The sequence below is a fragment of the Pseudomonas sp. 58 R 3 genome, assembly GCF_900006605.1.
Classification (GTDB): domain Bacteria; phylum Pseudomonadota; class Gammaproteobacteria; order Pseudomonadales; family Pseudomonadaceae; genus Aquipseudomonas; species Aquipseudomonas salomonii.
Window position 1 is genome coordinate 474483 of record NZ_CVTT01000038.1, and the last position, 23364, is coordinate 497846.

Below are 23364 nucleotides of genomic sequence, written 5' to 3' on the forward strand. Positions count from 1 at the left end.
TCCATGAGTGACAAGCCCGGTTACCGGCGCCCGCAAGCGGGCACCCAACCTGATTACCTGCACCCGGCCTACCAGTCGACGAACCTGCGTTCGCCGTCCCAGCCGTTGGTGTTTCTGCCCCATTCCTTGTCGGAAATAACCGGCCCGACCATCGGCGCCGAGCGGATCAACGAGAAGGACAACGACCTCACCGCCCAGCACGAAGGCGAGCCCCAGGGCGAGCGCATCATCATCCACGGCCGTGTGCTGGATGAAAACGGCCTGCCGGTGCCGGGGATTCTGGTGGAGATCTGGCAGGCCAACGCCGCCGGTCGCTACAACCACAAACGCGACCTGCACGACGCGCCGCTGGACCCGAACTTTACCGGCACCGGCCGCACCGTCACCGACGCCGACGGCTGGTACCAGTTCCAGACCATCAAACCCGGCGCTTACCCGTGGGGCAACCACCACAACGCATGGCGCCCGGCGCATATTCACTTCTCGCTGTTTGGCCCCAGCGTGCTGACGCGGCTGGTCACGCAGATGTATTTCCCCGGCGACCCGTTGCTGGAATACGACCCGATCTACAACTGCGTGCCGGACACCAGCGCCAAGCAGCGCCTGATCGCGCGTTTTGATCTGGAAAAAACCGTTCCGTCCTATGCCCTCGGCTATCGCTGGGACATCGTTTTGCGCGGCCGCGACGCCACGCCGATGGAGAAATGAGATGACCCTTAATGCGACCACGTCCCACACCGTCGGGCCGTATTACCATATCGGCCTGACCTGGCTGAACCGCGAAGACCTGACCGTGCCGGCCACCTTGGGCGAGCGCGTGGCAATCAGCGGGCAAGTGGTGGACGGCAACGGTGATGTCGTCAACGACGCCATGCTGGAAGTCTGGCAGGCCAATGCCGCCGGCAAGTACGACCACCCCGAAGACGAGCAGGCCAAGGCCGTCGATCCCAACTTTGAAGGGTTCGGCCGGGTGCCGGTGGACGCCGAAGGGCGTTTTCGGTTTACCACCATCAAGCCGGGCAGTGTGCCGGGCCTGCAAGGCACGACCCAGGCGCCGCATCTGGTGGTGCTGGTGTTTGCCCGTGGTTTGGTCAAGCACTTGCTGACGCGGATTTATTTTGACGGTGAAGCGTTGAATGGCGATGACCCGTTGCTGGCGTGTGTGCCGGCTGAACGTCGCGGCACGTTGATTGCCAAGCCGGATGCTCAGGGTGTGCATCAGTGGAATGTGATTTTGCAGGGCACAGACAAGGAAACGGTGTTCTTCGACTATTGAGTGATCGTTCCCACGCTCCGCGTGGGAACGCATCCTGTGACGCTCTGCGTCACGATTTACAGAGCGGACGCGGAGCGTCCCAGGCGGCATTCCCACGCAGAGCGTGGGAACGATCACCAAAAGTCTGCTTGCGGAACATGGTTGTTGCAAAGTATGTCTAGGCTATAACCGTTCCCACTGAGTAAAAAACATGACAACAACAACGAGTCACTACACCGGAGAAGAACGCAGCAAACGGATTTTTGCGATTGTCGGGGCCTCCTCCGGCAATCTGGTCGAATGGTTCGACTTCTATGTGTATGCCTTCTGCGCGATCTATTTTGCCCCGGCGTTTTTCCCCTCGGACGATCCCACGGTCCAACTGCTCAACACCGCCGGTGTATTTGCCGCCGGGTTCCTGATGCGCCCTATTGGCGGCTGGCTGTTTGGCCGAGTGGCCGACAAGCACGGGCGTAAAAATTCGATGATGATCTCGGTGCTGATGATGTGCGCCGGTTCCCTGGTCATCGCCTTTTTGCCCACCTACAAAGATATCGGCGCCTGGGCGCCGGCCCTGCTGCTGGTGGCTCGCCTGTTCCAGGGCCTGTCGGTGGGGGGCGAATACGGCACCACGGCGACCTACATGAGTGAAGTGGCACTCAAGGGCCAGCGCGGCTTTTTTGCCTCATTCCAATACGTGACCCTGATCGGCGGCCAATTGCTGGCGGTGCTGGTGGTGGTGATCCTGCAACAGATCCTCAGCGAAGAAGAACTGCGCGCCTGGGGCTGGCGCATTCCGTTCGTGATCGGCGCCATTGCTGCGGTGATCTCCCTGCTGCTGCGTCGCACCTTGAAAGAAACCACCAGCAAGGAAATGCGTGAAGACAAAGACGCCGGCAGCATCGTCGCGTTGTTCCGCGACCACGGCAAAGCGTTCATTACCGTGTTGGGCTACACCGCCGGTGGCTCGCTGATTTTCTACACCTTCACCACGTACATGCAGAAATACCTGGTGAACACCGTCGGCATGCACGCCAAGACCTCGAGCTACATCATGACCGGCGCGCTGTTCCTGTACATGTGCATGCAGCCGCTGTTCGGCATGTTGGCGGACAAGATCGGTCGACGTAATTCGATGCTGTGGTTCGCAGGCCTGGGCACGCTGTTCACCGTGCCGATCCTGCTGACCTTGAAAACCGTCACCAGCCCGTTCCTGGCCTTTGTGCTGATCACCCTGGCCTTGGCGATCGTCAGCTTCTACACCTCGATCAGCGGCCTGGTCAAAGCCGAGATGTTCCCGCCGCAGGTGCGCGCACTGGGTGTAGGCCTGGCCTATGCGGTGGCGAATGCGATTTTCGGTGGTTCGGCTGAAGTTGTCGCGCTGAGCCTGAAATCCATCGGCATGGAAAATACCTTTTACTGGTACGTCACCGCGATGATGGCGGTCGCCTTCCTGTTCAGCCTGCGTCTGCCCAAACAGGCGGCTTATCTACACCACGACCTCTAGGGATGAGTTATGACACTGCGCACGAGCAATCAACTGTTCGACGCTTACTTCACCGCTGACAGCATGGCCGAAGTGTTCTGTGACCAGGGACGTTTGCAGGGCATGCTGGATTTCGAAGCGGCGCTGGCCCGGGCCGAGGCCCGGGTCGGGTTGATTCCGCAAGCTGCCGTCGCGCCGATTGCCCAGGCGTGCCTGGCGTCGCTTTACGATGTGGACGCCCTCGGTGAGGCGATTGCCTCGGCGGGGAATTCGGCGATTCCACTGGTAAAGGCCTTGGGCAAGTTGATTGCCGCTGAAGATGCCGGCGCCGAGCGTTACGTGCACCTGGGCGCGACCAGCCAGGATGTGATGGACACCGGGCTGGTGTTGCAACTGCGCCAGGCGTTGGCGCTGATTGAAGCGGACCTGGCGCAATTGGGCGAGGTGCTTGCTGTGCAGGCACAGCGTTATGCCGACGTGCCCCTGGCTGGGCGAACCTGGTTGCAGCATGCGACGCCGGTCACCCTCGGGATGAAAATCGCCGGTTGGCTGGGCGCGGTGACGCGCTGTCGCCAACGCCTGGCCGAGCTGAAGCCGCGCTTGCTGGTGCTGCAGTTCGGCGGTGCATCCGGCACCCTGGCGGCACTCGGTGAGCACGCCATGCCGGTGGCGCAGGCCTTGGCAACGGAGTTGCAACTGGGCCTGCCCGAGCAACCCTGGCACACCCAACGTGATCGGCTGGTGGAGTTTGCCGGCGTGCTCGGCCTGATCGCCGGCAGCCTCGGCAAGCTGGGGCGCGACCTCAGCCTGTTGATGCAGACCGAAGCGGCGGAGCTGTTCGAGCCATCGGCGCCCGGCAAAGGCGGCTCGTCGACCATGCCGCACAAGCGTAACCCGGTGGGCGCCGCCGTATTGATCAGCGCGGCCACCCGCGTGCCGGGGCTGGTGGCGACGATGTTCAGCGCCATGCCCCAGGAGCATGAGCGCAGCCTGGGCCTGTGGCACGCCGAGTGGGAAACCCTGCCGGAGATTTGCCGGCTGGTGTCGGGTGCCTTGAAACAGGCGCTGCTGGTAAGCCAAGGCCTGGAGGTCGACCCCGAGCGCATGGCGCGCAACCTTGACCTCACCCAAGGCCTGGTGCTGGCCGAAGCCGTGAGCATCGTGCTTGCCCAACGCCTGGGCCGTGAGACCGCTCACCATCTTTTGGAGCAATGCTGTAAACGCGCCGTCGCCGAACGGCGCCATCTGCGCGCAGTGCTGGCGGATGAAGCGCAGGTCACCGCCGAGTTGTCGGCGGCGGAGCTGGACCGCCTGCTCGATCCGGCCCATTACCTGGGCCAGGCCCACACCTGGGTCACCCGCGCCGTAACCGACCATTTTGCATTGACCGCGTAAGGAGACCGCTGTGGCTTTTGTACAACTGGCCGATGGCCCATTGCATTACCAACTGGACGGGCCTGAGGGCGCGCCGGTGCTGGTGCTGTCCAACTCGTTGGGCACCGACCTGCATATGTGGGACATCCAGATCCCGGCCTTCATCAAGCACTTTCGCGTGCTGCGTTTCGACACCCGTGGGCATGGCAAATCCCTGGTCACCGAGGGCCCGTACAGCATTGAGCAACTGGGTCATGACGTGATCGCGCTGCTGGATGCGCTGGATATCCAACGCGCGCATTTTTGCGGGCTGTCGATGGGTGGCCTGATCGGCCAGTGGCTGGGCATTCACGCAGGTGATCGTCTGCTGCGTCTTGTGGTGTGTAACACCGCCGCCAGGATCGGCACGCCGGAAATCTGGAACCCACGTATCGAGATGGTGCTGCGCGACGGCGCGGCGGCCATGGTTGCATTGCGCGATGCGTCGATTGCACGCTGGTTCACCGCCGATTTCGCCGCCGCCAACCCGCACCAGGCCCAGCAGATCACTGACATGCTCGCCGCCACATCGCCTCAAGGTTATGCCGCCAACTGCGCGGCCGTACGTGATGCGGATTTGCGCGAGCATCTGTCCAGGATCAAAGTGCCGACCCTGGCGATTGCCGGCACCGAAGATGCCGTCACGCCGCCGGCCGGCAGCCGCTTTATCCAGAACCAGGTCAAGGGCGCCGAGTACGCCGAGTTCTATGCGGCGCACCTGTCCAACGTACAAGCCGGCGCGGCGTTCAGCGAGCGCGTGCTGGCGTTCCTGTTGGCTGATTAAACCTGTGGTAAGCGAGCTTGTTCTGGAGAGCTGACTTGTTGTGGCGAGCAGGCTTGCCCTGCGTTGGGGCGCGAAGCGGCCCTGATACAGTCACCCCGTTCTTCCAGATGAACCTCATCGCCAGGTTTTGGGGCCGCTTCGCAGCCCAACGCAGGGCAAGCCTGCTCGCCACAACAAGCCTGCTCGCCACAAGTGATCGGGCTTCTATCAACTGTTTAAGGAGTTTTTGTGGACGAGAAACAACGTTATGCCGATGGCCTGCAAGTGCGCCGCGAAGTGCTGGGCGACGCCCATGTCGACCGCAGCCTCAATGCCCTGACCGAGTTCAACAGCGAGTTCCAGGAAATGATCACCCGCCACGCCTGGGGTGATATCTGGACCCGCCCCGGCCTGCCGCGGCATACCCGCAGCCTGATCACCATCGCCATGCTGATCGGCATGAACCGCAGTGAAGAGTTGAAGCTGCACCTGCGCGCGGCCGCCAGCAACGGCGTGACCCGTGCCGAGATCAAGGAAGTGCTGATGCAAAGCGCGATCTACTGCGGCATACCGGCGGCGAATGCGACGTTCCACCTGGCCGAGTCGGTGTGGGATGAACTGGGCGTGGAGTCACGCCAGCAGGATTGAGCCTGAATGTGGGAGCTGGCTTGCCTGCGATACAGGCAACTCGGTTTGTCAGTTAAACCGAGGTGATGCCATCGCAGGCAAGCCAGCTCCCACAGGAAGCCTTCTGTGTGTGCAAGGTCAGTGTGAGTCCGCATCCCACACCCAATTCCACACCCCCGGCAAATGCACGGCTTCATTCACATCCTTTACCGTGCGCGCCAATGCTGCGCGCTCCAGCCCGGCATGCTCGGTGTAGAACGGCTCGGCAGCGACCTTCATGCCGTTGATCCGTGCGCTGTCCATCAGGATCTGCAAGTATTCCTGCATATGCCGTGCGGTGTAGCGGTTGATATCGTGGAAGGTCACCACCACCGGTATCACACCGTCCACCGTCGGCAGTTCGCCCAAGGCAATGCGCTCGCGCACCACTGACAGTTGCCGATACAAATTCGCCCGCCGGCGTGGGCTGGCATTGAACCCCCAGATCTTGCCGTCATTGGCACTCAGGTCCGTGAGCAATACCTGCATGCCATGGCGCTGGTAAGCGGCGAAGGTGCGCTTGTCATAGTTCCAGAACGGCGGGCGTACCAGCGTCGGTGCGGTGCCGGTGATTGAGGCAATGTCGGCTGCGCCCTCGGTGAGGGTGCTTTCCAGCTCGGCATCACTGAGCCAGCGATGGTTGGTGTGAAACGCCGTGGCGGTGTGGAACGCCAGCACATGCCCGGCGGCGTATTCGCGCGCCATGGTCTTGCGACCCCGCGGGCTGCCACCGGAGCGGGACGCTTCGGTCTGCAGGAAAAACACCGCCTTGATGCCTGGCAGCACCGGGTTGTGTGCAAGGTCGGCAATTACGGAGCGGCTGGGGTTGTTGTAACCCGAGGCGCTGGGGCCGTCGTCGAAGGTCAACAGGAAGCGAATCGGTGCCTGGGTTTGCAGGCGTTGTTCGGTCTGCGGCGTCAGAACGACAGGTGCGCCGATGCAGCCGCAAAGGCTCAGGGCCAGGACCAGCATGACGAAGGATTTCATGGTGTGCATGTGCTCGAATAGAGGCCGCTGCTGGGCGGATCAGCAGCGGCAGGCGCGCACCATACAGTAAGTCCGACGCCGGTTTACAGCAGACTTATCGGATAGCTGACGATCAACCGGTTCTCATCAAACTCATTGTTGCTGTAGTCCCTGCGCATCGTGGAATTGCGCCACCGCACGTTCAGGTCTCTGAAGGTGCCGCTTTGCACCGTGTAGCCCACTTCACTCTCGCGCCCCCACTCCTTGCCGTCGGTGAGGGTGCCGGTATGCACGTTGCTACCGCTGATATAACGGTTCATCAAGGTCAGGCCCGGTATGCCGAGTGCGGCGAAGTTGTAGTCGTGGCGCACTTGCCAGGATTTTTCCTGGGCGTTGTCGTAGCTGGAGTTATAACTGTCGTTGGCCAGGGTGCCGCCGCTGGTGCCGTTGACGCGCATCCAGGCACTGTTGCCGGTGAGTTTTTGCAGGCCGACATAGAAGGTGTTGCCGCCGTAACGGGCGGAGAACAGGCCGGACCAGGTCTTGTTGTCCAGCTCGCCTGCGCGGGCGCTGCCGTCGTCCTTGCCGTAGAAGAACCCGAGGTTGGCGCCCAGGGTCCAGCTGCCCACAGCTTGGCTGTGGGTCAGGTTGATGTATTGCTGGCTGTAAATGTCCTTGAGTTGGGCATTCCATACGCCAATTTGGGTGTGTTTGTCGTTGAAGGCGTATTCACCGCCCTGGAAGTTGAAGCGGTCGGAGGTGAAAGCGGTTTTACCGACCATCGACATGTCGGTCATGCTGCTGTCGTCGCGCGGGCTGTTGGCGCGGAACTGGCCGCCGTAGAGGGTCAGGCCGTCGATTTCCCTGGAAGTGATCTGCCCGCCACGCAGGGTTTGCGGCAGGGAGCGGCCGTCGTCCGAGCGCAAAATCGGCAGCACCGGCATCCATTCGCCGACCTTGACTTCGGTCTTGGAGATCCGCGCCTTGAACGCGACCCCGAGACGCCCGAAGTTGTCCGCCGGGCGGCCGTCGCGGTCCAGCGGCAACAGCTGGGTGCCACCGGTGCCGCGCCCGCCATCGAGCTTTTGTGAGTACATGCCCAATACATCCATACCGAAACCCACCGTGCCCTGGGTGAAGCCGGAGCGGGCGTCGAGGATGAAACTTTGCGTCCACTCCTGCGCGCCGCCCTGGCTTTTGGTCGGGTTGGTGTAATTGCGGTTGAAGAAGAAATTGCGCAGGTTGAGGTTGGCGCTGGCGTCTTCGAGAAAACCGTGCTCTTCAGCGACGACGGGCAGGGCAAGGCTGGCGACAGCGGTTGCCAGCAATAGCTGGCGCGGGCGGAACGTGCTCATGGTGTTGGACCTGTTGTTATTGGGGTTATGCAGGTGCGGGCCATGGTGCGGGGCGGTGCGGGGGCGATGAAAGTGGGGGAGAGCGGGTTGTGGGCGATGATCGAACGCAAATAAGGGGGATCAGCATGTCAGCTTCAGGCGCATTGGCGCAGGTGTCTACTGTCAGTGTTGACAGTAGATGTTGTGGCTCCAGCGGCTTATGTTCCAGGCGACAGCAACATTTTTTGAAGGTATCTAAGGAGTGGAATTTCATGAGCTTTGGATCAGAGATGGGTGGCTATTTAACGACGTCGGATGAGTTCAGGGCAGACTTGATCATCGATGATCAAGAAACGATCCCGATTGATTTCAACAGCTTCCAATTGACTTATAAAAAGGGCGAATCATTTTTTATTCACCTCGGTCTGGTGAATGACTCAGGCCAAAAAAATGAACTGACACTGAGTGGGACTGTGCTGGCATCGGGTATGACTTATCCGATTTCTCCAATATTCAAAGGCGTGGCGGCACGCTTCGCTTTGGCAAACTACACGCAGTCGCTACCGGCGGATTACTCCGGAATGTTCAACGTCGAGTCGGTCAACACCAGCGAGTATGGTGTCACGACGGTGACTGGCAGCTTTTCAATCTATTTTCAGGATGCTGGCAAGGATCTAGAGGTCCGGTGTCAGACCTTGAAGGTGAGCACTTGAGTAATAGGTCGTAGCAAGTTGGCGGGCATAAAAAAACCGCTTCCGGTGACGGAAGCGGTTTTTGTTTACTGCGGCGCTAGTTTTTACAATTGCATCAGAACAACTTCAGCGCCGGTGCTTCTTCTTTCAACGGCTCGTTCTTGGCCGTCTGCTCGTTCCAGCCGCCGCCGAGGGCCTTGTACAGGTTGACCTCGCTGTTGAGCTGCGCCAGGCGGTCGGTGATCAGCGATTGCTGGGCACTGAACAGTTGGCGCTGGGCGTCGAGGAAGGTCAGGTTGCTGTCGACACCAATGCGGTAGCGACGCTCGGCCAGGCGGTAGTAATCCTGGTTGGCCGCGACGAAGCCACGTTGGGCATCCAGCTGCTGCTTGTAGGTCTCACGGGCGGCGAGGCCGTCCGAGACTTCCTGGAAGCCGGTCTGGATGGCCTTCTCGTAGTTGGCCACGTTGATCTCTTTCTGGATCTTCGAGTAGTCCAGGCTTGCGCGCAGGCTACCGGCGTTGAAGATCGGGATGTTGATCTGCGGAGCAAACGACCAGGTGCCCGAACCGCCTTTGAACAGGCCACCCAGGGTAGGGCTGGCGGTACCGGCGCTGGCGGTCAGGCTGATGCTCGGGAAGAACGCAGCACGGGCCGCGCCGATGTTGGCGTTGGCGGCTTTGAGGTTGTACTCGGCCTGCACAATGTCAGGGCGACGTTGCAGCAGGTCGGATGGCAACCCGGCCGGCACTTCGCTGAGCAGGTCATCCGACAGTGGCTTGCTGGCGATATTGGCCGGCAGGCCGGTGCCCAGCAACAGGGTCAGGCTGTTTTCGTCCTGGGCCACCTGACGCGTATAGCGCGCCAATTGAACACGGGCGTTTTCCACCGAGGTGCGTGCCTGGCTCAAGTCGAGGGCCGAGGCCACGCCGACTTCGTTGCTGCGCGAGGTCAGCTTGAAGCTCTGCTCGAACGCGCCGAGGGTGTCCTGGGTCAGCTTGAGCAGTTCCTTGTCGGCCTGCCAGGTCAGGTAGGCATTCGCCACACTGGCCACCAGGCTGATCTGGGTGCTGCGCCGTGCTTCTTCAGTGGCGAAGTACTTTTGCAGGGCTTCTTCACTGAGGCTGCGCACGCGACCGAACAGGTCCAGCTCATACGAGCTGATACCCAGGCCCGCCGAGTACTGGCTGGAGATGCTCGATTCGCCGGTCTGCGACAGCTTGGCCGGGGTACGCGAACGGCTGCCGCTGCCGGTGGCCGAAACCGCCGGGAACAGGTCGGCACGCTGGATCTGGTACTGCGCCGCATAGGCGTCGATGTTCAGGGCCGCGACACGCAGGTCACGGTTGTTCACCAACGCGGTCTGAATCAGCTGTTGCAGGGCAGGGTCATGGAAAAACTGCTTCCAGCCTTGCTCGGCAGCGGCCTGGCCCGGCGCCTGGGCCGACGAGTACGCCGGCCCCTGCGGGAACTGGGCTGCTACCGGCGCTTCAGGGCGCTGGTAGTCAGGGATCAGCGAGCAGCCACTGAGCACGAATGCGGTGACGGCTAAGGAAAGTAGCGACTTGCTCATTGGCCAGCCTCTTTAGGAGTTTCAGTAGTGTCTTTCTTTTTGCGTTCGCCCGCAGCCGAAACGGTCGCGAAGAACAGGGGTACCCAGAAGATCGCCAGGACCGTCGCTGTGATCATACCGCCAATTACGCCGGTACCGATTGCATGCTGGCTACCTGAGCCCGCGCCGGTGGAGATTGCCAGTGGCAATACGCCGAGGACGAACGCCATGGAGGTCATGATGATCGGCCGCAGACGCATGCGGGACGCTTCGATAGCCGCCTCGACGATGCCTTTGCCTTGTTCGTGGAGCTCTTTGGCAAACTCCACGATCAGGATGGCGTTTTTCGCCGCCAAGCCCACCGTCACCAACAGGCCCACCTGGAAGAACACGTCGTTGGACAACCCGCGCAAGCTGGTCGCCATCAATGCGCCCACAACCCCCAGGGGCACTACCAGGATGACCGCGATCGGGATCGACCAGCTTTCATACAGTGCCGCGAGGCAGAGGAACACCACCAGCAGCGACAAGGCGTACAGCGCTGGCGCCTGGGAGCCGGACAGACGCTCTTCATACGACAGGCCGGTCCATGCATAGCCGATACCTGCCGGCAGTTGCTTGGCAATACGCTCGACTTCGGTCATGGCGTCACCGGTACTGTAGCCCGGCGCCGGGGTGCCGAGGATTTCCATCGCCGCTACACCGTTGTAGCGCGACAGTTTCGGCGAACCGTAAATCCACTTGCCCGATGCGATGGAGGACAACGGCACCATCTTCCCGGAGTCGCTGCGCACGTACCATTTGTCCAGGTCTTCAGGCGACATGCGGCTGGCGGCGTCACCTTGCACATACACCTTCTTCACCCGACCGCGGTCGATGAAGTCGTTGACGTAGCTGCCACCCAAGGCAATCGCCAGGGTCTGGTTGATGTTCGACAGGGTGATGCCCTGGGCGCTGGCCTTCTCGTCGTCGACGGTGAGTTCGTACTGCGGCTCATCGTTCACGCCGTTGGGGCGCACGCCTGCCAGAATCTTGCTCTGTGCTGCCATACCGAGGAACTGGTTACGCGCCGCCATCAATTTATCGTGGCCGACACCGCCCTGGTCTTGCAGGAACACGTCGAAGCCGGTGGCGTTACCCAGTTCCAGTACAGACGGCGGCACGATGGCAAATACCATGGCGTCCTTGAAGGTCTGCATGAAGTAGCCCTGGGCGCGCTTGGCGATCTCGAACACCGAGTTGGAGGCGTCACGTTCGCCCCACGGCTTGAGCATCACAAAGGCCAGGCCAGAGCTTTGGCCACGACCGGCGAAGTTGAAGCCGTTTACGGTAAACACCGATTTCACGCCTTTGCCTTCGCCCGGTTCGCCTTCCTTGTCGTTGAGCAGATACGCACGCATGTCGTCGATGACTTTTTGCGTACGCTCAGCCGTGGAACCGACCGGCGTCTGCACCTGAGCAAAGATCACGCCCTGGTCTTCATCGGGCAGGAACGCTGCAGGAATGCGCATGAACAGCCAGATCATGCCGGCGAAGATCAGCGCGTACACCAGGAACGCAGGAATCTTGTGCCTGATCATGTTGCCCACGCCGCGCTCGTAGCTCAGTACGCCACGGTCGAAGGTGCGGTTGAACCAGCCGAAGAAACCACGCTTGGGTTGGCCGTGCTTTTCCGGATCGATCGGCTTGAGCATGGTGGCGCACAACGCCGGGGTGAAAATCAGCGCAACCAGTACCGACAACGCCATGGCCGAAACGATGGTGATGGAGAACTGTTTGTAAATCACACCGGTGGAACCACCGAAGAACGCCATCGGCAACAGCACCGCCGACAGTACCAGGGCAATACCCACCAGGGCGCCCTGGATCTGGCCCATGGACTTGACCGTCGCCTCTTTGGGCGACAAGTGTTCCTCAGCCATTACCCGTTCGACGTTTTCCACCACCACGATGGCATCGTCCACCAGCAGGCCGATGGCCAGGATCATGCCGAACATGGTCAGGGTGTTGATGGTGAAACCGAACGCGGCCAGGATCCCGAAGGTACCCAACAGTACGACCGGTACGGTCATGGTGGTGATGATGGTGGCGCGGAAGTTCTGCAGGAACAGGAACATCACCAGGAACACCAGCACGATCGCTTCGACCAGGGTGTCGACTACCCCGGAGATCGATTCGGTAACGACAGGGGTGGTGTCATACGGCACCACCGCCTTCATACCGGGCGGGAAGAACGGTTCCAGCGACGCCACGGTGGCGCGGATGGCCTTGCCGGTGTCCAGGGCGTTGGCGCCCGAAGCCAGCTTGATCGCCATACCGGAAGCCGGCTTGCCGTTGAACTGCGCAGCGATGCTGTAGTTCTGACCACCGAGTTCAATACGGGCGACATCTTTCAGGCGCACCTGTGAGCCGTCGGTATTGACCTTCATCAGAATGTTGCCGAACTGCTCAGCTGTCTGCAGGCGGGTCTTGCCAATGATTGTGGCGTTCAGTTGTGTGCCGGGCAGGGCAGGCAGGCCGCCCAGTTGGCCGGTAGCCACCTGTACGTTCTGCGCAGAGATCGCGGCGCTGACATCCACCGGCGTGAGCTGGTAGTTGTTCAGCTTGGCCGGGTCCAGCCAGATACGCATGGCGTACTGCGAACCGAACACCTGGAAGTCACCGACACCCGCCGTACGGGAAATCGGGTCCTGGATGTTGGACACGATGTAGTTGGACAGGTCGTCCTTGGTCATGCTGCCGTCTTCGGACACCAGACCGATCACCATCAGGAAGTTCTTCACCGACTTGGTCACGCGGATACCCTGCTGCTGCACTTCTTGCGGCAGCAGTGGGGTCGCCAGGTTCAGCTTGTTCTGCACCTGAACCTGGGCGATATCCGGGTTGGTACCCTGGTTGAACGTCACGGTGATGGTCATGCTGCCGTCGGAGTTACTGTCCGAGGAAACATAACGCAGGTTGTCGATACCGTTGAGCTGTTGCTCGATCACCTGCACCACGGTGTCCTGCACGGTTTGTGCGGACGCGCCTGGGTAGGTCACCTGGATGTCGATGGCGGTCGGCGCGATGGCCGGGTATTGGTTGATGGGCAGCTTCATGATCGAAAGTGCCCCGACCAGCATGATCACCAGGGCAATAACCCAGGCGAAAATGGGACGGTCGATAAAGAATTTCGACATGGATTACTCCCCTTTGCCAGCAGCGGCAGCAGGAGCAGCAGCACTGCCAGCGTCAGCAGGCTTGGCGTTGTCGGCCGGCTTGACTTTGACCTCGACGCCCGGCTTGACGTATTGCAAGCCTTCTGTGATCACACGGTCGCCGGCGTTCAGGCCTTTTTCCACCAGCCAGTAGGCGCCGTACGTACGGTTGGCTACCAGTTCGCGCTGCTCGACCTTGTTGTCGGCGTTGACGATAAGCGCCGTTGGCGTGCCCTTCAGGTCACGGGTCACGCCTTGCTGCGGTGCCAGGATGGCCTTGCTGTTCACACCGGCCTGCAGTTGGGCGTGCACGAACATGCCTGGCAGCAGGGTGTGGTCAGGGTTGGGGAATACGGCGCGCAGGGTCACGGAGCCAGTAGTCTGGTCAACCGACACTTCGGAGAACTCCAGCTTGCCGTCCTGGGCGTAGGCGCTGCCGTCTTCCAGGGTCAGCTTGACCTTGGCCGCGTTTTCGCCGGCTTTCTCCAGCTGGCCGCTTTCCAGGTCGCGGCGCAGTTTCAGCATTTCAGCCGAAGACTGGGTGACGTCGACGTAGATCGGGTCCAGTTGCTGAATCACGGCCATGGCATCGGCCTGGCCATTGCTGACCAGCGCGCCTTCGGTGACCGAAGAACGACCAATACGCCCGGAGATCGGCGCGAACACTTTGGTGTAGCGCACGTTGATCTGGGCGGTTTGCACGTCGGCTTCAGACGTCATGCGGTTGGCCACGGCGGTGTCGTATTCCTGACGGCTGACGGCTTGCTCATCGACAAGTTGCTTGTAGCGGTCGGTGATGGACTTGGTCTGGGTCAGTTTCGCTTGTGCGCTTTTGAGGGTGGCGTCATACACCGACGGGTCGATCTGGTAGAGCTGTTGCCCTTCCTTCACGTCGGCGCCTTCCTTGAACAGGCGCTTGAGAATGATGCCGTTCACCTGGGGACGAACTTCCGCGATGCGGTAGGCGGTGGTGCGGCCTGGCAATTCGGACGTCAGGGTGAAGGCTTGCGGTTGAATGGTGACCACGCCGACCTGAGGGGTTTGAGCGGGCGGAGCCGCTTCTTCCTTTTTACATCCGCTGAGCAGCGATGCCAGGGCGACGGCAGTGACCAGAGCGGTAACAGCTGGCTTAAGTTGCATGAAGATCCTCGGGTCAGGCGCGCAGAGTGCGCACAAGAAGTGTGGAAGGGTAAAAAACAAGCCGTGAGTGGATAAGTAGCTTGCTACGCAATATACTTACGTTCACGGTTGTTTGTAAACTCTTGACAGGTTTCGCGGATTGTTGACAAAGCATCCGCCAAAGCCTCGATTTTAGTACGTTCGGCGCCCAAGACGACGTCGTCCCACAATTATTCAGATGATGCTCAAGCACCATCCACAGTGTCCTGATTGAGGTTTTACTGCCATGGTTCGTCGCACCAAAGAGGAAGCTCAGGAAACGCGCAGCCAGATTCTCGACGCCGCCGAGCAAGCCTTTTATCAACGCGGAGTGGCCCGCACCACGCTGGCGGACATCGCCGCGTTGGCCGGCGTGACGCGCGGGGCTATCTATTGGCATTTCAGTAACAAGTCCGATTTGCTCCAGGCACTGCTCGACACGCTGCACGAACCCCTGGACGAATTGGCCCGGGCCAGTGAAAGCGAGGATGAAGTCGACCCGCTGGGCTGTATGCGCAAGCTGTTGATCCATCTTTATCATCAAGTGGCCCTGGACCCGAAAACCCGGCGCATCAACGAAATCCTGTTTCATAAGTGCGAGTTCACCGATGAGATGTGCGACATGCGGCGCCAACGCCAGACCCACAGCCTGGAATGCAACCTGCGCATCGGCCTGACACTGCGCAACGCGGTCCATCGCGGGCAACTTCCGGAAAACCTCGACACCACACGGGGCGCGGTGTGCATTCATGCTTACATCCATGGCTTGATTGGCCAGTGGCTGTTGGTACCCGACAGCTTCCAATTGCATCAGGACGCTGAACGCTGGGTGGACGCAGGGCTGGACATGCTGCGCTTGAGCCCCAGCCTGCGCAATTAAGACAAAATGCGTAATTGCATCCAGTTGTGTCAACAGTAAAGTCCAGAGACCGTCAATCGTCCCTTCGCAGGATTTGTGGGGTGACTTTATATACGGGCTGGCGGGCGGTTGATAGGTAGCCGCCTAAGTATTTTGTAGCGATTTTGTTGCAAGGCTGTGAAGGAGTGTTTCCCAGGCTCTGTGCGAACCATGGGCAGACGCAGAGCGTCCAGGGTGCGGGAACGATCAAATGTGGGAGCGGGCTTGCTCGCGAAGGCGTGCTGCCAGTTGATACATCTTTGACTGACTCACCGCTTTCGCGAGCAAGCCCGCTCCCACAGTAGATCTGCGGCGTTTTTCAGGCAGGTGTAAAAAAGCCCCGGTTGTTGCCAGCCGGGGCTTTTTGCGTTTCAGGCGATTACAACGCCAGCGTCGGGTAGTCGATGTAACCCACCGGGCCTTTAGCGTAGAAGGTTTCCGGGTGCGGTTCGTTCAACGGCGCATCGGCCTTCAAACGCGCCGGCAGGTCCGGGTTGGCAATGAACGGCACGCCGAAGGCCACCGCATCGGCCTTGCCGGCCGCCAGCCAGGCGTTGGCGCTGTCTTTGGTGAAGCGTTCGTTGGCGATGTACGCGCCGCCGAAGGCTTTTTTCAGCTGTGGGCCGAGGCTGTCGCCAGCTTCTTTTTCACGGGAGCAGATAAACGCGATGCCACGCTTGCCCAGCTCGCTGGCGACGTAGGTGAAGGTTTCCGCCAGGTTATCGTCGCCCATGTCATGGGAGTCGGCGCGGGGGGCCAGGTGCACACCCACACGGCCGGCGCCCCAGACTTCGATGGCCGCGTCGGTCACTTCCAGCAGCAGGCGAGCGCGGTTTTCCAGGGAGCCGCCGTAGTTATCGGTGCGCTGGTTGGTGCTGCTTTGCAGGAACTGGTCGAGCAGGTAGCCGTTGGCGCCGTGGATCTCCACGCCGTCAAAGCCTGCCGCCTTGGCGTTCTCGGCACCGACGCGGTAAGCGTCAACGATGTCGGCGATTTCAGCGGTTTCCAGAGCGCGCGGCGTCGGGTAGTCGGCCAGCGGGCGAACCAGGCTGACGTGGCCTTTAGGCTGGATGGCACTCGGCGCCACCGGGGTTTCGCCGTTCAGGTACGACTCATGGGAGATACGGCCCACATGCCACAGTTGCAGGAAGATCTTGCCGCCCGCGCCGTGGATGGCCTTGGTGACATTGGCCCAGCCGCGTACCTGGTCGTTGGACCAGATGCCGGGAGTGTCCGGGTAGCCAACGCCCAGCGGCGTCACGGAGGTGGCTTCGCTGAGGATCAGCCCGGCGGAAGCGCGTTGCACGTAGTACTCGGCCATCAGCGCATTGGGTACGCGGCCTTCATCGGCGCGGCAGCGGGTCAGCGGCGCCATGATGATGCGGTTGGACAATTGCAGGTCGCCCAGTGTGATCGGATCGAAAATAGTCGTCATGGGAAAACACCCTTCTCTTTAAGTGGATTGATCAGTGGGTCGCAGGGGCCAGGTCGGCATCGCCGCTCTGACGGAAAGTCATCAAGGTCACCAGCAGGGCCAGGATCGCCAGGGCCGCTGCCGCCAAAGGCACGCTGGTCAGGCCGAAACCGTGGGCAATCACGCTGCCGCCGACCCAGGCGCCGAGGGCGTTGCCGATGTTGAAGGCGCCGATATTCAAGGTGGACACCAGGTTCGGAGCGGCCTTGCCGAAGGTCACCACGTTGATCTGCAGCGCCGGTACGGCGGCAAACGAGGCGGTGGCCCACAGGAACAGGGTGATTTCCGTCGGGATCACCGCGACGCTCGTCCAGGTCAGCACCGTGGAGACCACTGCCATGCTGATAAACACGCCGATCAGGGTGGCCGCCAGGCGTTTATCCGCCAGCTTGCCGCCGATGATGTTGCCGACGGTCAGGCCCAGGCCGATCAGCAGCAGGGTCCAGGTCACGCCTTTGGGCGACACGCCGGTGACATCGCCGAGCAGCGGCGCGACGTACGTAAAGAGGGTGAACATCGACGCGGAGAACAATGCCGTCATGGTCAGCGACAACCAGATGCCGGCGCCTTTAAGGGCTTTAAGTTCGGCGCGCATGTCGAGTTTTTCTTCGTCACGCTTGGCGGGCAGAAAGCGGATCAGGCCGATCAGCGCGATTACGCCGATCACCGTGACGGCAAAGAACGTGGAGCGCCAGCCGGTGGCCTGGCCCAGCGCGGTGCCCAGCGGCACGCCGAGCACGTTGGCCAGGGTCAAACCGGTGAACATCAACGCCACGGCCGAAGCGCGTTTGTTGGCCGGCACCAGGTTGGCCGCCACCACCGAACCAATACCAAAGAATGCACCGTGGCACAGCGCGGTGACCACACGGGCAAACATCAGCACGTTGTAGTCACTGGCCAGGGCGCAGAGCAGGTTGCCGACAATAAAGATGCCCATCAACGCTACCAGCGCGGCCTTGCGTGGCAGCCTGGCGGTGGCCAGTGCCATGAACGGCGCGCCGATGGCCACGCCCAGGGCGTAGCCGGTGACCAGCCAGCCGGCGCCGGGGATCGACACGCCCAAGTCCGCCGCCACATCGGGCAGCAAGCCCATGATGACGAACTCGGTGGTGCCGATGGCAAAGGCGCTGAGGGCCAGTATGAGTAGCGAGAGAGGCATGGGTATTTCCTTGTTACAGCGCTGCGTTTTCGTCAGCGCTGAGTTCGGTGATGAGCGCCGCGAGGAAGGCCTGGATGGTTGCCTCGTTGCGTTTGAAAAAGTGCCACTGCCCGGCCTTTTGGCTGCTGATCAACCCGGCGCGTTGCAAGGTGGCCAGGTGCGCCGATACGGTCGATTGGGACAAGCCGCAACGCTGGTCGATCTGCCCGGCACAAATGCCGTATTCATGGTTGTGCACCTGCTCGGGGAACTGCACCTTCGGGTCTTTCAGCCAGGTGAGGATGTCTCGTCGTACTGGGTGTGCCAGGGCTTTTATTATTTCGTCGAGGTCGATGGACATGGCGGTTGCTCGGTTTCGTACAGCGTTATATCGCGATGAGGCGAACTTTAAATCGGTCTATCCCGATATACCAATATGATTTTGATCTGAGGTCAGGCTATTTCGGTATATCGGGTTATAACGATACGTAAGCGGCAGTGGTAGACTGCGCGGCATGAATTATCTCGCACATCTGCACCTGGGCGGCCAACTTCCTGCTCAATTGCTCGGCAGCCTGTATGGCGACTTTGTAAAAGGCCGCCTGCAAGGCCAGTTCAGCCCGCAAATCGAGTCGGCGATTCAGTTGCACCGCTCGATCGACCGCTTTACCGACAGCCACCCGTTGGTGGGTGAGGCGTTGTCACGCTTCAGCCTGACCCGCAAGCGCTACGCCGGGATTGTCCTCGATGTGTTTTTCGACCACTGCCTGGCGCGGGATTGGACGCTGTACGCCGACCAACCGCTGGAACGCTTCACCGCGCAGGTGTACCGCGTGCTGGCGGCCGAGCCGCAGTTGCCGGGGCGGCTGGCGCAGATTGCACCCTATATGGCGGCGGATGATTGGTTGGGCTCGTACCGCGAGTTTGCGGTGATGGAGCAGGTGCTGCGCGGGATTTCGCGGCGGCTCACCCAGCCACAGGAGCTGGGGCATGCGATGCAGGAGTTGCGGAAGTTGTATGAGCCGTTGAGCGAAGACTTCCGGGTGTTCTACCCCGAATTGCAGAAATTCGCACAAGCCCAACTGATGAGTGGGATCTAAATGTGGGAGCGGGCTTGCTCGCGAATGCGGTGTATCAGTCAGCCTATTTGTTGCTGACAGACTGCATTCGCGAGCAAGCCCGCTCCCACATTTTTTGACCGTGCCCGCTTTAGGCAGCAAACGCCGGTCGCACCGCCACGTGCTCAGTTTCCGGCACCGGCCCAAACAACGCCTTCTGCACCGCCTGCTGCGCCTGATACGCCAGCGCCGCACGTTCCTGCCCGGCACAGGCAATCGGCTGGAGCACATGAATCTCCACATCACCCTGGTCATGACTAAACAGACGCATCAGGTGCGAGAGCAAATCGTCATCGCCAATAAACGGCGCCAGCGCATCCACCTGCCCATCACGCAAATAACGAATCGCCACCGGTTGCAGCGACACATCCGCATCAATCGCACTGGCCAGCAAGCGCCCGTGGAACGTACGCAGGCTGCGCCCGTCGGTGGTGGTGCCTTCGGGGAACATCAGCAGCGGATGCTGTTGCTCCAGGTGCCGGGTCATCTGCTTGCGAATCAACTGGCTGTCGCCCGAGCCACGGCGAATAAACAAGCTGCCGGCCTTCGCCGCCAACCAGCCGGCCACCGGCCAGGTGCGCACTTCGGCCTTGGACAAAAACGACATCGGCGCCACCGCGCCGAGCAGCGGAATGTCGGTCCAGGACACGTGATTGCTCACCCACAGCATCGGCTGTGTCGGGAGCTCACCGTGTACCGTCACGCGAAAGGGCAGGGCGTTGGTCAGCCGCGCCATAAAAAACCGCGACCAACGCTGGCGCCGCACCATCGAGTTGGCAATGCGCAAACGCTCGAACACACCAAACACACTGGCCATGCTCAACCCCAGCGCCACCACCAGCAGCACCCGGGCAATGCGCCCGTATATGCGCAGGCGGCCCATCACATGGCCGCCTTGAAGTGGCGGGCGTAGCGCGGGCACAACTCATCGCGCTTGAGCAGGATGAACACGTCGGCCACCTGGAAATCCTCATCCCAGCACGGCTCGCCGCAGATCTTCGCCCCCAGGCGCATATAAGCCTTGAGCAACGGCGGCATTTCCGCGATCACGTTGGACGGCAGGTCCAGCGCCGGCAGTGGTTTTTTCGGTTCGGCGCGCAGGTGTTCGTTGCACAGGTAGCGTTCGCGCAGGCGCTGCATGATCGCGTGGGCCTGGATGCCGCCGTCGTGCATCGGGATGCTCGCGCACCCCATCAGGTAGCTGTAGCCGCCCTGGTTGAGCACTTCGGCCAATTCGCCCCACAACACCGCGATGGTGCCGCCGTTGCGATAGGCCGGGTCGACGCACGTGCGGCCGATCTCCAGGATCGGGCCTTGCAAGTGCAGCAAGCCGTGCAGGCTGAATTCTTCTTCGCTGTAAAACCGGCCCAAGGTGCTGGCGGCCTGGTGGTCGAGCAAACGGGTGGTGGCTACCAGTCGACCGCTGTTCAAGTCCCGCACGCCGATGTGGCTGCAGTGAACATCATAGTCATCCATGTCCAGACCCTGTTCCGCGCCTTTCAGCTTGGCGTTGAACTCGCCGCTGAACACGTTGAAACGCAGGGCCTGGGCTTCCTGCAAAGCCTTGGCGCCAACCAGGCGTTCGGCTTGCAGGCGGCGTTCATTGCCGGTGTCGCTGATGCGGGCGATCTGAGTCATGGCGAATCTCCGAGTGCCGGCCACGTACCGGCCGGTCGACTTGTTTGTCCAAACTCAGGCTATGTAGGCTCGGTGTCAGCTCCATGAAGTTATGGTGACGCTTGGATGACAGGCGTTCCTGTCGCAAATCTGTCATGCGCCTGGGCTAGGCTCGCGGGCTTGAATGCCCCCTTGAGTTTGCGTCCATGGTCCGAGGCTTGTTGTGCGTTGCCCTGCTGTTAGTCACCGCTGCCGCCCACGCCGACACCTGGCCGGACAAGGAATGGGCCAAGGGCGCGCCGCTCGAAGGCGCGGCGGTCGATGCACTGAATGCCTACGCTTTTCCACCGCGTGACGACGCCACTCGTAAAGGCATCCGCACCGATGCGCTGCTGGTGATCCGCGATGGCGTGATCGTTTACGAGCGCTACGACGCGCCCACCACCGCGAGCACGCCGCACCTGACCTGGTCAGTGAGCAAAAGCCTGATGGCCACCGTGCTCGGCGTGGCCTATGGCGAAAACCGCTTCAAACTCAATGACCCGGCCGCACGTTTTTACCCGCCAATGAAGCAGCACCCCAAAGTGACCATGGTCGACCTGCTGCACTGGGGCTCGGGCCTGGACTGGCAGGAAGACTACGAATACGCCCCACTGAAATCCTCGGTGGTGGCGATGCTTTACACCCGTGGCCGCAGCGACATGGCCGAGTTTGCCGCCGCCACCGAGGCCGCCGCCGAACCGGGCCAGGCCTTTCGTTATTCCAGTGGCGACAGCAATATTTTGTCCGCCGCCCTTAAAGGCATGCTCGGCCACAAGGCCTATATGAGTTACCCGTGGGACGCGCTGTTCAAGCCGCTGGGCATTCACAACGCCACCTGGGAAACCGATGCCGACGAAACCTTCGTCGCCTCGTCCTATGCCTACCTCACCGCTCGCGATTTGGCGCGGGTCGGCCTGCTGATGGCACGCGACGGCCGCTGGGGGGAGCAGCAGTTGCTGCCTGAAGAATGGGTCGCCTTCAACCGCCAGCCATTCGACAAATACCAGGCCGGCCAGGACGAAGCCGTCCCCGGCGGGCAATGGTGGCTCAACCTCGACGTACAAGGTGCCCCAAGACCCTGGCCCGACGCGCCTGCCGACACCTTCGCCGCCCTCGGCCACTGGGGCCAGGCGCTGTTCGTGCTGCCCGACGAACACCTGGTGATCGTGCGTTATGGCGATGACCGTGACGGCACTTACCGCCATAACGAACTGCTCAAACGCGTGCTGGCGGCGGTGCAACCATGATCCGACGTCATCCGTTTATCAGCGTGTTTTTGCTGCTGTTACTCGCCCTGCCGGGCTGGGTGTGGCACGAACGCGTCAACCTGCAAGCCTTCCCCGACATCATCGCGGCGTACACGGCCAAGGAGTATTGCTCGTGCCGGTATGTGGAAAACAACCCGGCGGACTATTGCCTGGGGTATGTGAAGCAGTACGTGCCGACCAGCGCGTTCACCGACTCGCCGGAACGCAGTGAAGTCACGGCAAGCGGCTTGGGGCGCACGCACACGGCGCGGTGGTTGGGCGACCGTCAAGGCTGCCGCCTCAGCCCCTGACACACCAAGGATTTTCTGTGGAAGCTGGCTGACAATGTTTGAAGGCACCCACATGCCCCTGTGGCGAGCAGGCTTGCCCTGCGTTGGGCTGCGAAGCGGCCCCAGTAAAGGCACTGCAATTTTCCTGAAAGAACTCAGCGACTGAGTTTGGGGCTGCTTCGCAGCCCAACGCAGGGCAAGCCTGCTCGCCACAGGAGAAATTGGCTGCCTTCAAAAGTTGTGTAGATACCTATGGCTATCGCAGGCAAGCCAGCTCCCACATTGGATTTGTGCTGATCATGGGAATTGAGGAACTTCAGGCAGGCGCCCGATGCACTGCACCGGGCGCGAACGACTTACTGCGGGGTTGGGCTGCCAGGCTGCAAGGCCAGCAGCAGGTCATCGATGATGGCTTTACCCATTTCACCCAGGTAATGCGAGGCGAACGCGAACTTCTCTGCCTTGGGGTCCATGGCGGCTTCAAGGGATAGCATTTTTGCGTAATAGAGCACGTGGGATGCGTGTTCGAGGGCTTCTACGAGCGGAACCCCGGCGTTGACGCGGAACAGTTTCAGGTGGCTTTTGTTTTCTCCGCAGTCTGCGAAGGTGGCGGCGCCGATGGTTTCGGCTGATGTGGCGTTAGTCATAACTGATTCCTTTTGCATGAACAAAAAGAGCTGCCACTAACGTTTCCAGGCGAAGGGTGGCAACTGTACGCGGGCTGGAAACCGAGGCAAAAGGAACCCGGCAGACCCGAAGGTCTCCCACGTACAGCCGCCAAAAAGCACAAACTGCAGGCATAAAAAAAGCGCCTGCTGATTGTTTGACGACGCTGTAGCGTCCTTAAGCATCGGGTTTCCAGGCCCGGTCACTGATGAGCAGCGACGGAGGCGAGGTTAACTCTATGCACGCGCCGTCGCAACCGGTGGCCAATAGCTGTCCGCAATCTGCGTTGTGTGGTGAGGGAGCAGCGTCCCGTTTGACTGCGCAGCAGTCACCGCCTTTTTGGGGGCGCTTCGCACCCCAGCGCAAGCAAGCTTGCTCGCCACAGGGTTATG

The 23364-nt window shown here is 61.1% G+C and carries 22 protein-coding genes; 11 read left to right on the plus strand and 11 right to left on the minus strand.

All coding sequences use genetic code 11. From position 1 onward, the window contains the following. The first annotated feature begins 3 nt into the window (after nt 1-3). The 6 genes from pcaH to pcaC all read left to right on the plus strand — a co-directional run bounded on the left by pcaH (nt 4) and on the right by pcaC (nt 5565). Nucleotides 4-708: a protocatechuate 3,4-dioxygenase subunit beta gene (gene pcaH, locus BFP92_RS07920; protein ID WP_065929040.1), complete on the plus strand. Its 705-nt coding sequence runs from the start codon at nt 4-6 to the stop codon at nt 706-708. Nucleotide 709: 1 nt separating this feature from the next. Continuing rightward, nucleotides 710-1276, plus strand: a complete 567-nt coding sequence (gene pcaG, locus BFP92_RS07925; protein WP_058421728.1) for a protocatechuate 3,4-dioxygenase subunit alpha — start codon at nt 710-712, stop codon at nt 1274-1276. 190 nt (nt 1277-1466) lie between these two features. Continuing rightward, nucleotides 1467-2762, plus strand: coding sequence for an MFS family transporter (locus BFP92_RS07930; protein WP_065929041.1), 1296 nt, complete (start codon nt 1467-1469; stop codon nt 2760-2762). A 9-nt stretch (nt 2763-2771) separates the two neighbouring features. Next, the gene (locus BFP92_RS07935; RefSeq protein WP_065929042.1) at nt 2772-4136 is read left to right on the plus strand and encodes a 3-carboxy-cis,cis-muconate cycloisomerase; all 1365 of its coding nucleotides are present in this window, start codon (nt 2772-2774) and stop codon (nt 4134-4136) included. A gap of 10 nt (nt 4137-4146) precedes the next feature. Continuing rightward, a complete protein-coding gene (gene pcaD, locus BFP92_RS07940) occupies nt 4147-4938 on the plus strand; it encodes a 3-oxoadipate enol-lactonase (protein WP_065929043.1) in 792 nt (263 codons plus the stop codon). A gap of 228 nt (nt 4939-5166) precedes the next feature. Continuing rightward, the gene (gene pcaC, locus BFP92_RS07945; protein ID WP_056857455.1) at nt 5167-5565 is read left to right on the plus strand and encodes a 4-carboxymuconolactone decarboxylase; all 399 of its coding nucleotides are present in this window, start codon (nt 5167-5169) and stop codon (nt 5563-5565) included. Nucleotides 5566-5682: 117 nt separating this feature from the next. On the opposite strand, the gene BFP92_RS07950 is transcribed toward pcaC, so the two are convergent. Then, the gene (locus tag BFP92_RS07950) at nt 5683-6570 is read right to left on the minus strand and encodes a polysaccharide deacetylase family protein (RefSeq protein WP_065929044.1); all 888 of its coding nucleotides are present in this window, start codon (nt 6568-6570) and stop codon (nt 5683-5685) included. An 83-nt stretch (nt 6571-6653) separates the two neighbouring features. After that, nucleotides 6654-7904, minus strand: coding sequence for an OprD family porin (locus BFP92_RS07955; protein WP_065929045.1), 1251 nt, complete (start codon nt 7902-7904; stop codon nt 6654-6656). A gap of 251 nt (nt 7905-8155) precedes the next feature. Here BFP92_RS07955 and BFP92_RS07960 point away from each other — a divergent pair, with 251 nt between their 5' ends. Further along, on the plus strand, nt 8156-8596 hold the full coding sequence (locus BFP92_RS07960) for a hypothetical protein (protein ID WP_065929046.1): 441 nt from the start codon (nt 8156-8158) through the stop codon (nt 8594-8596). A gap of 94 nt (nt 8597-8690) precedes the next feature. Here BFP92_RS07960 and adeC read toward each other — a convergent pair whose 3' ends face one another. From adeC to BFP92_RS07975, 3 genes are read right to left on the minus strand one after another with little or no spacing between them, the layout of a single operon-like run. Beyond that, nucleotides 8691-10148, minus strand: coding sequence for an AdeC/AdeK/OprM family multidrug efflux complex outer membrane factor (gene adeC / locus BFP92_RS07965; protein ID WP_065929047.1), 1458 nt, complete (start codon nt 10146-10148; stop codon nt 8691-8693). Then, complete coding sequence (locus BFP92_RS07970) at nt 10145-13306, minus strand: efflux RND transporter permease subunit (RefSeq protein WP_065929048.1); 3162 nt, start codon at nt 13304-13306, stop codon at nt 10145-10147. The genes adeC and BFP92_RS07970 overlap by 4 nt, the downstream gene beginning before the upstream one ends. A 3-nt stretch (nt 13307-13309) precedes the next feature. Continuing rightward, nucleotides 13310-14464 (minus strand): efflux RND transporter periplasmic adaptor subunit, encoded by a 1155-nt coding sequence (locus tag BFP92_RS07975; protein ID WP_065929049.1) that lies wholly within the window; start codon nt 14462-14464, stop codon nt 13310-13312. A 265-nt stretch (nt 14465-14729) separates the two neighbouring features. Here BFP92_RS07975 and BFP92_RS07980 point away from each other — a divergent pair, with 265 nt between their 5' ends. Next, complete coding sequence (locus tag BFP92_RS07980; protein ID WP_056857447.1) at nt 14730-15362, plus strand: TetR family transcriptional regulator; 633 nt, start codon at nt 14730-14732, stop codon at nt 15360-15362. 397 nt (nt 15363-15759) lie between these two features. On the opposite strand, the gene BFP92_RS07985 is transcribed toward BFP92_RS07980, so the two are convergent. The 3 genes from BFP92_RS07985 to BFP92_RS07995 are packed head-to-tail and all read right to left on the minus strand — an operon-like array spanning nt 15760 to nt 18353. Then, entirely contained in the window at nt 15760-16815 is a 1056-nt protein-coding gene (locus BFP92_RS07985; RefSeq protein ID WP_065929050.1) for an alkene reductase, read from the minus strand. Nucleotides 16816-16846: 31 nt separating this feature from the next. After that, entirely contained in the window at nt 16847-18013 is a 1167-nt protein-coding gene (locus BFP92_RS07990; protein WP_065929051.1) for an MFS transporter, read from the minus strand. Between the two features lie 13 nt (nt 18014-18026). Next, entirely contained in the window at nt 18027-18353 is a 327-nt protein-coding gene (locus BFP92_RS07995; protein ID WP_017137252.1) for an ArsR/SmtB family transcription factor, read from the minus strand. Between the two features lie 154 nt (nt 18354-18507). Here BFP92_RS07995 and BFP92_RS08000 point away from each other — a divergent pair, with 154 nt between their 5' ends. Beyond that, on the plus strand, nt 18508-19092 hold the full coding sequence (locus BFP92_RS08000) for an acyl carrier protein phosphodiesterase (RefSeq protein WP_065929052.1): 585 nt from the start codon (nt 18508-18510) through the stop codon (nt 19090-19092). A 109-nt stretch (nt 19093-19201) separates the two neighbouring features. Here the strand turns inward: BFP92_RS08000 and BFP92_RS08005 are convergent, their stop codons facing one another. Together BFP92_RS08005 and olsB are read right to left on the minus strand one after the other, a co-directional pair. Then, nucleotides 19202-19993 (minus strand): lysophospholipid acyltransferase family protein, encoded by a 792-nt coding sequence (locus BFP92_RS08005; RefSeq protein ID WP_065929053.1) that lies wholly within the window; start codon nt 19991-19993, stop codon nt 19202-19204. Then, entirely contained in the window at nt 19993-20748 is a 756-nt protein-coding gene (olsB, locus tag BFP92_RS08010) for an L-ornithine N(alpha)-acyltransferase (protein ID WP_017137255.1), read from the minus strand. Before olsB ends, BFP92_RS08005 begins: the two co-directional genes overlap by 1 nt. Before the next feature lie 185 nt (nt 20749-20933). On the opposite strand from olsB, the gene BFP92_RS08015 reads away from it, so the two are divergent. Beyond that, a complete protein-coding gene (locus tag BFP92_RS08015) occupies nt 20934-22016 on the plus strand; it encodes a serine hydrolase domain-containing protein (RefSeq protein WP_065929054.1) in 1083 nt (360 codons plus the stop codon). Continuing rightward, complete coding sequence (locus BFP92_RS08020; RefSeq protein WP_065929055.1) at nt 22013-22327, plus strand: amidase; 315 nt, start codon at nt 22013-22015, stop codon at nt 22325-22327. The genes BFP92_RS08015 and BFP92_RS08020 overlap by 4 nt, the downstream gene beginning before the upstream one ends. A 335-nt stretch (nt 22328-22662) precedes the next feature. Here BFP92_RS08020 and BFP92_RS08025 read toward each other — a convergent pair whose 3' ends face one another. Then, on the minus strand, nt 22663-22953 hold the full coding sequence (locus tag BFP92_RS08025) for a DUF3077 domain-containing protein (RefSeq protein ID WP_065929056.1): 291 nt from the start codon (nt 22951-22953) through the stop codon (nt 22663-22665). Nucleotides 22954-23364 lie beyond the last annotated feature (411 nt).

Excerpts from the sequence above, each read along its gene's own strand:
- BFP92_RS07930 (WP_065929041.1), top strand. The coding sequence starts at position 1,467 with ATGACAACAACAACGAGTCACTACACCGGAGAAGAACGCAGCAAACGG.
- BFP92_RS08020 (WP_065929055.1), top strand. The coding sequence starts at position 22,013 with ATGATCCGACGTCATCCGTTTATCAGCGTGTTTTTGCTGCTGTTACTC.
- BFP92_RS07995 (WP_017137252.1), bottom strand. The coding sequence starts at position 18,353 with ATGTCCATCGACCTCGACGAAATAATAAAAGCCCTGGCACACCCAGTA.
- BFP92_RS08005 (WP_065929053.1), bottom strand. The coding sequence starts at position 19,993 with ATGGGCCGCCTGCGCATATACGGGCGCATTGCCCGGGTGCTGCTGGTG.
- BFP92_RS07955 (WP_065929045.1), bottom strand. The coding sequence starts at position 7,904 with ATGAGCACGTTCCGCCCGCGCCAGCTATTGCTGGCAACCGCTGTCGCC.
- olsB (WP_017137255.1), bottom strand. The coding sequence starts at position 20,748 with ATGACTCAGATCGCCCGCATCAGCGACACCGGCAATGAACGCCGCCTG.
- pcaG (WP_058421728.1), top strand. The coding sequence starts at position 710 with ATGACCCTTAATGCGACCACGTCCCACACCGTCGGGCCGTATTACCAT.
- BFP92_RS07960 (WP_065929046.1), top strand. The coding sequence starts at position 8,156 with ATGAGCTTTGGATCAGAGATGGGTGGCTATTTAACGACGTCGGATGAG.
- BFP92_RS07950 (WP_065929044.1), bottom strand. The coding sequence starts at position 6,570 with ATGAAATCCTTCGTCATGCTGGTCCTGGCCCTGAGCCTTTGCGGCTGC.
- BFP92_RS07975 (WP_065929049.1), bottom strand. The coding sequence starts at position 14,464 with ATGCAACTTAAGCCAGCTGTTACCGCTCTGGTCACTGCCGTCGCCCTG.
- BFP92_RS07985 (WP_065929050.1), bottom strand. The coding sequence starts at position 16,815 with ATGACGACTATTTTCGATCCGATCACACTGGGCGACCTGCAATTGTCC.
- BFP92_RS08000 (WP_065929052.1), top strand. The coding sequence starts at position 18,508 with ATGAATTATCTCGCACATCTGCACCTGGGCGGCCAACTTCCTGCTCAA.
- BFP92_RS07980 (WP_056857447.1), top strand. The coding sequence starts at position 14,730 with ATGGTTCGTCGCACCAAAGAGGAAGCTCAGGAAACGCGCAGCCAGATT.
- BFP92_RS08025 (WP_065929056.1), bottom strand. The coding sequence starts at position 22,953 with ATGACTAACGCCACATCAGCCGAAACCATCGGCGCCGCCACCTTCGCA.
- BFP92_RS07970 (WP_065929048.1), bottom strand. The coding sequence starts at position 13,306 with ATGTCGAAATTCTTTATCGACCGTCCCATTTTCGCCTGGGTTATTGCC.
- pcaH (WP_065929040.1), top strand. The coding sequence starts at position 4 with ATGAGTGACAAGCCCGGTTACCGGCGCCCGCAAGCGGGCACCCAACCT.
- BFP92_RS07935 (WP_065929042.1), top strand. The coding sequence starts at position 2,772 with ATGACACTGCGCACGAGCAATCAACTGTTCGACGCTTACTTCACCGCT.
- BFP92_RS07990 (WP_065929051.1), bottom strand. The coding sequence starts at position 18,013 with ATGCCTCTCTCGCTACTCATACTGGCCCTCAGCGCCTTTGCCATCGGC.
- adeC (WP_065929047.1), bottom strand. The coding sequence starts at position 10,148 with ATGAGCAAGTCGCTACTTTCCTTAGCCGTCACCGCATTCGTGCTCAGT.
- BFP92_RS08015 (WP_065929054.1), top strand. The coding sequence starts at position 20,934 with ATGGTCCGAGGCTTGTTGTGCGTTGCCCTGCTGTTAGTCACCGCTGCC.